The organism is Streptomyces sp. E11-3, assembly GCF_046540415.1.
In the GTDB taxonomy this organism is placed as follows: Bacteria; Actinomycetota; Actinomycetes; order Streptomycetales; family Streptomycetaceae; genus Streptomyces.
On the sequence record NZ_JAZGRL010000002.1, the window covers coordinates 753055 to 764964 of the forward strand.

The following is an 11910-nucleotide window of genomic DNA, read 5'->3' on the forward strand; positions in this document are numbered from 1 at the left end:
TTGAGCAGAAAACCACCTATGTCCAAGGTACGCGTCGAGGCCGCGGAATGCCGTGTCTCGCATCCACACCGCCGCACCGCCGGTACGTCACCGAGAGCCGCGCCCGGTCACTGCGGCCGGTCGGTCGATCCGGGATGTGCCCCACACCAGCGTTCCGGCCAGCATCACCAGCGTGAGCGGGTAGAACACCGGGCGCAGGGGGAGCAGTACCGGCAGGAGTGCCGCGGCGGTGCCGGTACCGAGGACGAGCAGGAAGGTCGGTACGCAGCAGGCGAATCCAAGCAGGAACGCCGGGAGTACGCCGAGCAGCCGCGCGTATCCGGTCCGGCGTCCGGGGTATCGGCAGGAGGCCGCCTGCCGGGCCGCGAGCCCGGCGACCGCGATATTGCAGCCCACCAGGGCGGCGATGACCGCGCCGAGCAGCAGGTTGACCGGGCTGAGGAACACGGCCACGTACGGACCCGGATGGATCGCGAGCACCGGCTCGAACAGATACGGCGCCCGGGCACGGAACAGCTGCTCCCCAGCGGTCTGGAACACCGGGGCACCGGTGAACCGGCCGGAGGCCGACACCGCGAGATCACCGATGGAGAACAGGTACGCCATCAGCACGACGGCAGCGGAGACCAGTCCGATCCGCCGGTGGCGGCGTACGGCGAGGGCGGCCCGCACTCGGCGAGGGGCGGCCGCGGCGGCGGCGAGGGTGTGGTCCCAGGCATCGCCGGCCCTGGCGAGGGCGGCCAGCACCGCGTTCATTGCCGCACCTGGGTGTTCGGGTAGAACGCGTACCAGGCGAACCACATGGAGTCGAGGTAGTCGGCGGGCTCCCACCGATCGCCGTCGCCGGCCCGCTGGAGGACCCGGGCGGTGTCGAGCTTGTCGTCCCAGCGCGCTTCGAGCTGCGTGCCCGTGACCTCGGCACGCACGGTTTTGGCGGTGCGGACGAGATCCTTGTGGATGGCGAGCCGCTTGTCGCCGACCCGCACGCCGATCACGACGTCCTTGTCGGGGAAACGGTCGCTGGTGGCCAGCAGCGGGAAGAGGGTGCCTTGGTCTGCGTAGTATCCGCCACGGTCCGGATACGAGTCGTAGGAGCCGTACGGGTCGCTGCCGTAACTGCGAAGCGCACCCGTGTCGGTGGACAGCACGCGGGTGTCGGGATGCGCGGCCCGCCACTCCTTCCACGTCGTCCACACCAGCGGGACGGTGTCCAGCCGCGTGCCCTTGAGCGGGCCGCTGACCGCCGTGCCGACCAGCTGCGGCCACTGTGAGCCGGTCTGCCGGTCGTACATCACCAGGTTGGAGTTGACGAGTTTGCCGGTGGTGCCGAACGTCAGCTCGGGTGTGCCGGCCGGGGCGGAGAAACCGATGACCGTGCCGGTGAGCGGACAGTAGGTGACCGCCAGCGGCTCACCGCCCACGGTGTCGTTGACGATCTCGTGCCACACCAGCACCGACTGCGGGTATGCCCGCACCTCACCCCGGTACTCCAGGCCGAACACCGGCTCGTCGTCGGAAAGGAATCCGGCGTCGCGAGCCGGGATGAACCGCGGCCGGTCGATGGAGGGGATCCCGTCCTTGCCCGGCCCACCCGAGACCGCCGCACCGGCCAGCGCCTCCAGCGACGGATCCTGGCCGGGCTGTACGGCTGTCACCGGCTCGGCCGGGCGGTCCGAGACGGCCTGCCAGCCGATGACGCCCCCGCCCACGAGCAGGACGACGACTCCCCCGATCACGCCGGCGCCCTTGATGGCCTGCCGCCGGTCCGGCCCGGAACGCTGCTGACCGTTCACCGTGCATCACCCGCCTCGGAACACGGTTCCCACACTCTCGATGATCCCGCGCGGCGGATGCCCGTTCGGTGAGCGCGCTTACGGTTCCCGGCCTCGTCGCGGGACGCCGCTCTGCGCGGCAGCACCCCCGACGGGGGCGGCATGCCCTACTGTCTGGCCGAGGGCGCCGACGCATTGGCGAGCCCGGCGCGGGGAGCCGCGCCCCCGCCGTGGGCGCCGGGACAACGCGAGGAGGCGCACCGCATGGTCGACGCCGGTCCGGACGCCGAGGGGACCTGGTGCCTGGCCGAGGTCGACATCTTCTGCGACCTGTCCGAGCAGGAAATGCAGGCCATCGCCGCCGCCGCGCCGATGAAGACCTACTCGGCCGGGGACCTGCTGTACTCCCCGGCCCAGCCGTCCGAGGTGCTGTTCATCCTCAAGAAGGGCCGGGTGCGCATCTTCCGGGTCTCCGCGGACGGCCGTGCGCTGACCACCGCGATCATCGCCGCGGGCACCATCTTCGGCGAGATGGTGCTGCTCGGACAGCGCATGTACGACAATTACGCCGAAGCCCTCGACGACGCGGTCGTGTGCGTGATGAGCCGTGCCGACGTGCACCGTTTCCTGCTCGCGGACGCCCGCATCACCGCCCGCATCACCGCGATCCTCGGCCGCCGCCTCGCCGACCTCGAACAGCGCCTGTCCGACAGCGTCTTCAAGACCGTCGCCCAGCGCATCGCCACCACCCTGGTCACCCTCGCCACCGCCCAGCCCCCGCCGGGCCCGCTGTGGCCCGGCACCCACCACCCGCAGATCGCCCTCACCCACGAGCAACTCGCCGCCCTGGCCGGCACCTCCCGCGAGACCTGTACCAAGGTCCTGCGCGAGTACGCCGACCGCGGCCTGCTGCGCCTGGCCCGCGGCCGCATCACCGTCCTGGACACGTCGCGGCTGAAGGACGAAGCCGGTTAAGCCAACTGCCATGGAAGCGGGGCTTCCCCCGCCGGGCAAAGTCGCTAGGGGCCTACCGGTGCCTCGTCGTGTAGAGGGCCACAGCGGAGGCCGCGGCGACGTTGAGCGAGTCCACCCCTGCGGCCATGGGGATGCGGACCCATTCATCGGCCGCACGCAGGGCGCCGGTCGACAGGCCGTCGCCTTCGGTGCCGAACATCAGGACCAGCTTCTCGTACCGGCGGGCGGCCAGTTCGTCAATCGTGATCGACTTCTCCGAGAGGCACAGGGCAGCCGTCACGAAGCCGTGCTCACGGAACAGTTCCACGTCCTTCGGCCAGGAGGTCAGCCGGGTCCAGGGGACCTGGAAGACCGCGCCCATCGACACCTTCACGGCCCGCCGGTAGAGGGGGTCCGCGCAGCTCGGGGTGAGGATGACAGCATCCACTCCCAGGGCAGCCGCATTGCGGAAGGCAGCCCCCAGGTTCGCGTGATCAACGATGTCCTCGAACAGGGCGACGCGCTGACCCGCACCCTCAACCCGGCCGGTAGAGGTGAGGAGTTCCTCGGCCGCCGGGAGCGGTTTGCGCTGCATGGAGGCGAGTGCGCCGCGGTGTACGTGGTAGCCGGTGACCTGCTCGGCGAGCTCGGGGCTGACCGCGTACACCGGGGCGGGGACCTCGTCGATGACGTCGCGCATCACGTCGACCCACTTGGCCGAGAGCAGCATCGAGCGCATCTCGTACCCGGCCTGCCGGGCCCGTCTGATGACCTTCTCGCCCTCGGCGATGAACAGGCCCTCGGCGGGCTCGCGCCTGCGCCGCAGTTCTACGTCGGTCAGTCCGGTGTAGTCGCGCAGACGCGGGTCGTCGGGGTCGTCGAGGGTGATGAGATCAGCCACAGGGTGATACTGCCTTGTTCGGGGTGCGGTGCCAACGGCTGGGCAGGGATTGTGTTACCGGTGGTTACGCGGGACGTGTCCCTACGGTGACGACCTCGCCGATCACGATCACGGCGGGCGGACGGACCTCCTCAGCGGTGACCGTCTGCGCGACCGTGGCGAGTGTGGCGTCCACGCGGCGCTGGGCCGCGGTGGTGCCCTCCTGGACCAGGGCGACGGGCGTCTCGGGGGACCGGCCGCCGTCGATCAGGGTCCGCGCGATCGCACCGATCTTGTCGACGCCCATCAGGATCACCAGGGTGCCGCGGAGCTTGGCGAGGGCCGACCAGTCGACGAGGGAGCGCTCGTCGTCGGGTGCGACGTGGCCGCTGACGACGGTGAACTCGTGGGCGACCCCGCGGTGGGTGACCGGGATTCCGGCGGCGCCCGGGACGGAGATCGAGCTGGAGATGCCGGGCACCACGGTGCAGGGGATGCCTGCTTCGGCGAGCGCCTGGGCCTCCTCCATGCCGCGGCCGAAGACGAAGGGGTCGCCGCCCTTGAGGCGGACCACGGACTTGCCCGCCTTGGCGTGCTCGATCAGCGCGTTGTTGATCGCCTCCTGGGCCATGAAGCGGCCGTAGGGGATCTTCGCGGCGTCGATCACCTCGACATGCGGCGGGAGTTCGTCGAGCAGGTCGCGCGGGCCGAGCCGGTCGGCGATGACGACGTCGGCCTCGGCGAGCAGGCGGCGGCCGCGGACCGTGATCAGGTCGGGGTCGCCGGGGCCGCCGCCGACCAGGGCGACGCCCTGGGTGCGGGTGCGGTGGTGCGGGGCGACCAGGGTGCCGTCGCGCAGGCCCTCGACGACCGCGTCCCGGATGGCGGCGGTGCGGCGCGGGTCGGGGGACGCGTTGGTGAGCACCGCGACGGTGACGCCTTCGGAGCGGCCGGTGGCCGGGGTCCAGGCGGTGGCGGCGGTGGCGTCGTCGGAGCGTACGCACCAGACGCGGCGGGCCTCCGCCTCGGCGGACGCGGCCTCGTTGGCGGCGTGGTCGCTGGTGGCGATCAGGGCGTACCAGGCGTCGGCGAGGTCGCCTTCCGCGTACGGGCGCCGGTGCCAGGTGATCTCGCCGGTGTCCGCCATGGCCTCCACCGACGCGGTCGCGGTCGGGGAGATCAGCGTGATGTCGGCTCCGGCCGCGAGGAGGGCGGGGAGGCGGCGCTGGGCCACCTGGCCGCCGCCGATGACGACTACGCGGCGGCCGGTGAGGCGGAGGCCTACGGGGTAGGCGGGGTGGTCAGCCATGACGGTTCGGCTCCCTTGGGCGGCTGTGCGGGCCGCTGCGGCGGTGGAGCGGCGTCTGACGTGGGGGGATGGGGTGCGGNTTTCCGGCGCGGCAGCAGTCTGCGCGCTGTTGTCGTGCCCGGCAGTCGACTGCCCCTCCGCGCCCGGCGCGACGGCGACCTGGCCATCGGCGCCGAGCGCGATGGCGGCCTGTGCGTCGGTATCCGGCGGGGCAGCGGACTGGCCGTCCATGTCCGGCGCTACGGGCAGCTGCCCGTCGGCGCGAGGCGTGGCGGCAGACCGACCAGCGGCGCCGGGCTCGGCGGCCGACTGGCCGTCCGAGCCAGGCACGACGGCGGCGGGCTGCCCAACGACGGCTGGGCCGTCTGCGAGGGAGGGTCCGGCGTCCTGCGCGTCCGCCGCCGACGGCGCGCCACCGGCCGTCCCGGCGACCGCCGCGTCCGGCACGGGCACGGCCATCGCGTGGGGCGGGGTCGGCGCCAGGTGCGGCGTGGACGGGACCTGGCCGTCGACCGGGACGAACTGGCCGACGGGCACCTCGGGCGTCCCAGGCGGCACGGCGGCCATCGCGGGAGGCGGGGTCTGTGCGGGATCTGGTGACTGTGGGGCGTCTGTGGCAGCTGTGGCGTCAGGGGCCACTGGAGCAACTGGGGCTCCTGGGACGACCGTTTCTGCAGTCCGTACGCCCGCGGGCTGCGGTGTCCAGGGCGTCGACCCCTGCGGCGGGATCTCGCCGAGCTGCGGGCCGGGAACGTCGAGGTACTCCGGGCCCGTGGTGGGCGGTCCCTGTCGGCGCGCAGGACCCGCGCTCGGCGGCGTACCGGCCGGACCGCGATCGGCGAGCGAGCGCACCGGGCTGGCCATGGCGCCCGGCGCGGGCGGGCCCAGGTGCAGCGGGCGCCGCGCGGGCTGCGCCGCCGCGGCGGGGTCGGGGTAGGACTCCGGCGCGGGCGCCGGGTTGGGCACCCGGACCGCGCCGAGGTCGATCGAACCGCTGTCGCGGCCCGCCGTCTCATGCGGCCCGGGTTCGTGCGCGAGCGGCGGCACGGCGGCCGGGTCGTACGCCACAGCCGCGGGCGCCGGTGCCGGTGGGGCCTGTCGCGCCACCGGCTGCGCGGTCGTCGACGGGCCCGGCTGTCCCTCGGTCCACGCCCCCTGCGCGCCCGGCATCAACAGCAGATCGTCGTCGTCCGCGGCGGTCTCCGCGGGGTCGATGAAGGTGTACGCACCCGGGGCGGGAGCTCCCGGCTGCTCCACCGTGCCCGCGTCCTGAGGCAGTCCCTCGCCCGGGACCTGGCCGGTGTCGGTCATGCGTACCCCTCGCCCATTGGTCGTGCTCTCCTTCGGCCGGCTCGCCCGGGGCGGCACATCGACCACCCATGGACAAGAACGAGCGTGCGCGCCGCGCGGCACGAATGCCCCATCGACAAACCGCCAAAACGACAAAGCGTCAAAACGCCAAAGCCATTGTCGCGGCCGCACCCACCACTGTGACGGTAGATCCGCCACAGCCCGCTGTGGACTGCGCCACGTCGCGCGTCCTACCGGTCCCTGCAGTACCACAGACGCCCCAAACCGGGCGCGTCTTCTGGACATTGACGTATGAACCGACGAACGTCCTGGCGTAGTACAACGATCGGCCAGCCTACCGCGCGCTCTGCGGTGGCATGGTCACGGGGCGCAGTCTGGACGCGCTCCCTTACCGGGCTCCCAGCTCCCCGGACAGCAGGAAGGCGACCGCGCGCTTGCGTTCGGTCCAGGCGCGGGTGTCGAGTTCCACGGACTGCAGCAGGGCGCACTCGACGGCGTATCCGTGCTCGGTGAGGTCGCGGCCGATCAGTTCGGCCGCGTCGCGGGTGGCCGCGTGCGTCACGATCCGCTCGGGCCTGCGGTCGGCCACCGCCGAGACCACGGCCGCTCCCCCGCCCCCGACCCGTACGACATCGGGCTCCGGCAGGTCCTCCAGGACGAGCGGCGCGGTCCCGTGCAGGATCTGCGGCTGTACCCCGAAGCGGCGGGCGACGGCCGCGGTGCGCCCGCAGGCGTCGGCGTCGCGGTCGACGGCGATCACCGCGGCACCGAGGCGGGCGGCCTCGGTGGCCAGGGCTCCGCTGCCGCAGCCGATGTCCCAGACGAGGTCCCCGACCCGGGGGCCGAGGCGCGCCAGTTGGGCCGCGCGCAGCTGGTGGTTCTCCCCCTCCGGCAGTTCACCGCCGTACTCGGTGGCGGGCAGCGCCCAGCCGCGGGGGCGGATGGCGGGGTCGCGCCCCGCGAGCCAGCCGGTCTCGGCGGTGGCCTGGCCGCCGATGACGATGACGACGTTCGGGTCGCGCCAGCTGTGGTCGGCGACCTTGTCCGAGGTGAGGACGGTGACCTGCTCCCGCGCGGTGCCCAGTTCCTCGCAGATGACGAAGGTGCGGTGCACGCCTTCGAGGAGCAGGGCCAGTTCGGCGGGGCCAGCGCCGGGCGAGGTGAGCACCGCGACCTTGGGGTGGGCGCGGCAGACGTTGACCGCGCGGCGCAGGGTGCGGCGGTGGGCGACCACGATCTGGGCGTCGTCCCAGGGCATCGAGGCGCGGGCGAAGGCCTGGGCGACGGCGGAGACGGCGGGGACCACCTCGACCTCAAGGCCGTGTTCGGGGGCGCGCAGGGTGCGGACGACGCCGAAGAAGCCGGGGTCGCCGTCGGCGAAGACCACGGCGGTACCGCGGTGGGCGGCGATCCGCCGGGCGGCCAGCGAGACGCTGCCGAGCCGGATGCGTTCGGCGGCCGCGGGTACTTCGGGGAGCGCCAGGTGGTGCGCCGCGCCGGCCACCAGCGTGGCGGCGCCGAGGGCGGAGCAGGCCGCGTCGGTCAGCGGCGAGCCGTCCCAGCCGATCACCGTGACCCGGTCGGCCATCGTTGTCAGTCTCCTGGGGGTTCTCTGAGGTCTTCAGCGGGTGGTGGGCAGACCGCCTGCGTGGATGAGCAGGTGGTCGGCCGGCCGTCAGCGATCGTCGGCGAGGGCATCGTGAGCGTACCCGCTCACACGGGAAGGAGCGCGTGAGGAGATCAGTTCCACTCCGAGAAGGCGGTGTAGCCGGAGGCGTCGGCGAGCTGCTCGGTGACGCCGTCGAAGTCCTCGGGCAGCAGGCTCCAGACGATCAGGTCGGTGCGTACGTCGCTCCAGCCGCCGTCCTCCGTGCGGCTGCGCGCTATCCAGGCGCCGCGCAGCACACCCTCGCTGATGCAGCCGATCTTCTGCGCGACCTGCTGGGCGGCGGTGTTGTCCGCGGCGGTGCGCAGCTCCAGGCGCTCGAACCCCTGGTCCCTGAACAGCCACTGGGCGACGGCGACGGCGGCCTCGGACGCATAGCCTTCGCCGCGGGCCCAGGGGGCGACGACGTAGGCCATCTCTGTAGCGCGGACCCGCCAGTCGGTGTGCTGCAGGTGCACGATGCCGACCAGCCGCTGGGTGAGGAACTCGGTGACGGCGAAGACGATGCCGCGGCCCTCGGTGCGCTCCGCGGGGGCGAGCCTGGTGACCCACTCCCGGGCGTCGGCTTCGGTGTAGGGGTGGGGCACGGTGGTCCAGGAGGTGACCAGCTCGTCGTTCATCATCTCGGTGCAGGCCTGGATGTCCGCCTCATCGAACGGGCGCAGCACCAACCGCTCCGTGCTGATGGAGATGTCCGGGAACACCAGGTGGGCCGTCTTCATCGCGCCGCTCCGTCACTACAGGATGCTGAAGTGCCCCAGCATGCAGCATCGGAGCGGAAACCCGCACCACGGGGCCCGCACCTTCGCAGGTGCGGGCCCCGTGGTAAGCGACGGTCCGTCAGAAGGCGGGCAGCACCGCGCCGTCGAACTCCTTCTCGATGTATTTCTTGACCTCGGGCGACTGGAGCAGCTTGACGAGCTTCTTGACCTGCGGGTCGTTCTCGTTGCCCTTCTTGACGGCCAGGAAGTTGGCGTACGGGTTGCCCTTGGCGGCCTCGTGGACCAGGGCGTCCTTGGCGGGGCTGAGCTTGGCCTCCACCGCGAAGTTGCCGTTGATCACCGCGGCGTCCGCGTCACCGAGGGAGAGCGCGACCTGAGGCGCCTCCAGCTCCTTGAACTTCAGGCCCTTCGGGTTCTCGGCGATGTCCTTGGGGGTCGCCTCGTTGCCCGCGCCGTCCTTCAGCTTGATGAGGCCGTTGGCGTCGAGCAGCTTGAGCGCGCGCGCCTCGTTGGTGGTGTCGTTCGGGAGGAGGACGGTCGCGCCCTTGCCGAGGTCGTCCAGCTTCTCGATCTTGTTCGAGTAGAGGCCGAGCGGCTCCAGGTGGACGTCGCCCACCGGGACGATGTCGGTGTTGTTCTTCTTGTTGAAGTCGTCCAGGTACGGCTTGTGCTGGAAGTAGTTGGCGTCGACCGAGCCGTCCTGGGTCGCCGTGTTCGGCAGGACGTATTCGGTGAACTCCTTGACCTCGATCTTGAGGTCCTCCTTGGCGGCCAGGTTGTCCCTGACGTACTCGAGGATCTTGGCGTGCGGGGCCGGGCTGGCGGCGACGACGAGGGCGTCACCGTCCGATCCCGAGTCCGAGCCGCAGGCGGTGAGACCGAGGGTGAGGGCTCCGGCGGCCAGGACGGCGCTGGTGATCTTGACGGTATTACGCACGAAAAGTGCCTTTCTCCATGGGTGGTGCCACCCGGGTCACGGGTGTCGGTGCGGGTCAGGAAGCCTTTGTGGGTTCGGCGGCCGGGGCGGCGCTCCGCAGCAGGCACAGCCTCGGGACGGTGGAGCCGCGGCCGCGGCGGGAGAGCGAGCGGGCCGCGTAGTCGCCGGTGAGCTGGATGGCGGAGATGACGAGCGCGAGGATGCCGACGGTGATCCACATCAGGCCGGACTCGAAGCGCTGGTAGCCGTAGCGGATCGCGATGTCGCCGAGGCCGCCGGCGCCGACGGTGCCGGCCATCGCCGAGTAGCCGATGAGGACGACGACCGTGGTGGTGGCGCTGGAGATCAGCGAGGGCAGCGCCTCGGGGACCAGGACCTTGCGTACGACGGTCCAGGTGTTGCCGCCCATGGCCTGTACGGCCTCGACCAGGCCGTGGTCCACCTCGCGTACGGCGGTCTCGACCAGCCGCGCGAAAAACGGGATGGCGCCGATGGACAGCGGCACGATCGCCGCCTCGACCCCGATGGTGGTGCCGGTGATCCAGCGGGTGAAGGACATCAGCGCGACCATCAGGATGATGAAGGGCATCGAGCGCGCGATGTTCACGATCTGGCCCAGCGCCTTGTTCAGCACGGTGTTCTGCAGCAGCCCGCCGCGGTCGGTGAGGACCAGCAGGACGCCGAGGGGCAGACCGCCGGCGACGGCTATCAGGGTCGAGAAGCCGACCATGGACAGGGTGTCCCAGCTGGCCTGCTCAAGGAGCGGCTGCATCTCCGACCAGGTCACTTGGCACCTTCCTTGACGAGCAGGGACGGGTCGGCCGGGCGGCCTTCCACGTCCACCTGCAGGCCCTGCTCGCGCAGGAAGCCGATGGGCACGACGTTGTCCTCGAAGCGTCCGGGCAGCTCGATGCGCATCCGGCCGACCTGCTTGCCGCCGACGGTGTCCATCGCGGCGCCCAGGATCGAGATGTCGATGTTGTACGTACGGGACAGCTGGGAGATGACCGGCTGGGTCGCGGCGTCGCCGTGGAAGGTGACGTCGACGACGGTGCGGTCATCGCCCGTCGCGTCCCCGCTGACCGGGAAGAGCGCCGTGGCCAGCTCGGAGCCCGGTGTACCGAGCAGTTCGTGCACGGTGCCCGACTCGACGATGCGGCCGCGCTCCATCAGGGCGGCGGAGTCGCAGATCTGCTTGACGACGTCCATCTCGTGCGTGATGAGCAGGACGGTCAGGCCGAGTTGCCGGTTGAGGTCGCGCAGCAGCTCCAGGATGGAGCGGGTGGTCTCGGGGTCCAGGGCGCTGGTGGCCTCGTCGGAGAGCAGCACCTTGGGGTCGCCGGCCAGGGCGCGGGCGATGCCCACGCGCTGCTTCTGGCCGCCGGAGAGCTGGCTCGGGTAGCTGGCGGCCTTGTCGGACAGGCCCACCAGGTCGAGCAGTTCGAGCGCCTTGCGGGTGCGCTCGCGGCCCTGCACGCCGAGGATCTCCAGCGGGAGCTCCACGTTGTCCCGCACGGTGCGCGAGGACAGCAGGTTGAAGTGCTGGAAGACCATGCCGATACGGCTGCGGGCGGCGCGGAGTTCCTTGCCCGCGCGGGGGCCGCGGCCGGCGAGCGCGGTGAGGTCCAGGCCGTCCACGGTCACGGTGCCGGAGGTCGGGCGTTCCAGCAGGTTGACGCAGCGGATCAGCGAGGACTTGCCGGCGCCGCTCTGGCCGATGACTCCGTACACCTCGCCTTCGCGCACATGGAGGTCGACGCCGTCCAGGGCGGTGACCTCTCGGCCGCGCGAGCGGTCGGCCCGATAGACCTTCGTCAGGCCCGTAGTGGTGATCACAGGGTTTCCGTCACTGTCGAGTGCGCGGCGAGGTGCTCGCCGGGCAGGGGGCATTCATCGTTGTGGGGTGCGAGGTTTCGAACGAGGCACGGGTTATCGCAGGCGGACGAGGCCGGGAAGGACAACGCGTGCGCGGGGCAGGCCTGATCCGGGCGCGGGTGGCGTACGGACGGGGCTCAGCCGGCTCGCTTCGGGGCGCGAGGCTGTCGTGCGGGGGCCCTCAGAAGTCGCACATTCGACGCATACAACGAGCACCGGGCGTCATCATCGCCTCGGTCGCAAGGGTGCGGCTGCTCGTCGTGGTCATGAGCTCAAGTAAAACAGACCAGGACGCTGAGCGATCACGCCCGTCCGTATAGCGGACAGATCTGTCCACTCTGAGGACACCGTCGGGTCCGCCCGGCCCTCGCCGCGCAGGCCCCTCCACCGGCCGCGGCCTGCGCGGACACCGCTGGCAGGTCACGTACGGCGAGGATCGCGGTGAGCTCGCCTGGGCCGTGCGCTGTGGCCAACGCCACGGTCC

Annotated in this window: 10 protein-coding genes; 1 reads left to right on the top strand and 9 read right to left on the bottom strand. The window is 71.7% G+C overall.

Annotated features, from left to right (window positions below; translation table 11 throughout):
* Positions 1–87: 87 nt before the first annotated feature.
* Positions 88–756 carry a hypothetical protein gene (locus tag U9R90_RS22205; protein WP_411058405.1) on the bottom strand — a complete coding sequence of 223 codons (669 nt, stop codon included), beginning with the start codon at positions 754–756 and terminating at the stop codon, positions 88–90.
* Positions 753–1793 carry a DUF3179 domain-containing protein gene (locus tag U9R90_RS22210; protein ID WP_411058406.1) on the bottom strand — a complete coding sequence of 347 codons (1041 nt, stop codon included), beginning with the start codon at positions 1791–1793 and terminating at the stop codon, positions 753–755. Before U9R90_RS22210 ends, U9R90_RS22205 begins: the two co-directional genes overlap by 4 nt.
* Before the next feature lie 243 nt (positions 1794–2036).
* On the opposite strand from U9R90_RS22210, the gene U9R90_RS22215 reads away from it, so the two are divergent.
* Complete coding sequence (locus tag U9R90_RS22215; protein WP_411058407.1) at positions 2037–2747, top strand: Crp/Fnr family transcriptional regulator; 711 nt, start codon at positions 2037–2039, stop codon at positions 2745–2747.
* Positions 2748–2799: 52 nt separating this feature from the next.
* Here the strand turns inward: U9R90_RS22215 and U9R90_RS22220 are convergent, their stop codons facing one another.
* From U9R90_RS22220 to U9R90_RS22250, 7 genes are all read right to left on the bottom strand, one after another.
* Complete coding sequence (locus U9R90_RS22220) at positions 2800–3627, bottom strand: TrmH family RNA methyltransferase (RefSeq protein WP_411058408.1); 828 nt, start codon at positions 3625–3627, stop codon at positions 2800–2802.
* 64 nt (positions 3628–3691) lie between these two features.
* Entirely contained in the window at positions 3692–4915 is a 1224-nt protein-coding gene (gene cobA / locus U9R90_RS22225) for a uroporphyrinogen-III C-methyltransferase (RefSeq protein WP_411059771.1), read from the bottom strand.
* A gap of 1699 nt (positions 4916–6614) precedes the next feature.
* The gene (gene cbiE / locus U9R90_RS22230; protein WP_411058409.1) at positions 6615–7814 is read right to left on the bottom strand and encodes a precorrin-6y C5,15-methyltransferase (decarboxylating) subunit CbiE; all 1200 of its coding nucleotides are present in this window, start codon (positions 7812–7814) and stop codon (positions 6615–6617) included.
* Positions 7815–7966: 152 nt separating this feature from the next.
* Positions 7967–8614 (bottom strand): GNAT family N-acetyltransferase, encoded by a 648-nt coding sequence (locus U9R90_RS22235; RefSeq protein WP_411058410.1) that lies wholly within the window; start codon positions 8612–8614, stop codon positions 7967–7969.
* A 118-nt stretch (positions 8615–8732) separates the two neighbouring features.
* Positions 8733–9551, bottom strand: a complete 819-nt coding sequence (locus tag U9R90_RS22240) for a MetQ/NlpA family ABC transporter substrate-binding protein (RefSeq protein WP_411058411.1) — start codon at positions 9549–9551, stop codon at positions 8733–8735.
* 55 nt (positions 9552–9606) lie between these two features.
* Entirely contained in the window at positions 9607–10338 is a 732-nt protein-coding gene (locus U9R90_RS22245) for a methionine ABC transporter permease (RefSeq protein WP_411058412.1), read from the bottom strand.
* On the bottom strand, positions 10335–11387 hold the full coding sequence (locus U9R90_RS22250; protein ID WP_411058413.1) for a methionine ABC transporter ATP-binding protein: 1053 nt from the start codon (positions 11385–11387) through the stop codon (positions 10335–10337). The genes U9R90_RS22245 and U9R90_RS22250 overlap by 4 nt, the downstream gene beginning before the upstream one ends.
* Between the last annotated feature and the right edge of the window lie 523 nt (positions 11388–11910).

Bases quoted from the DNA above. Each gene is read 5' to 3' on its own strand.
- U9R90_RS22205 (WP_411058405.1), bottom strand. From the start codon at position 756: ATGAACGCGGTGCTGGCCGCCCTCGCCAGGGCCGGCGATGCCTGGGAC.
- U9R90_RS22215 (WP_411058407.1), top strand. From the start codon at position 2,037: ATGGTCGACGCCGGTCCGGACGCCGAGGGGACCTGGTGCCTGGCCGAG.
- cobA (WP_411059771.1), bottom strand. From the start codon at position 4,915: ATGGCTGACCACCCCGCCTACCCCGTAGGCCTCCGCCTCACCGGCCGC.
- cbiE (WP_411058409.1), bottom strand. From the start codon at position 7,814: ATGGCCGACCGGGTCACGGTGATCGGCTGGGACGGCTCGCCGCTGACC.
- U9R90_RS22235 (WP_411058410.1), bottom strand. From the start codon at position 8,614: ATGAAGACGGCCCACCTGGTGTTCCCGGACATCTCCATCAGCACGGAG.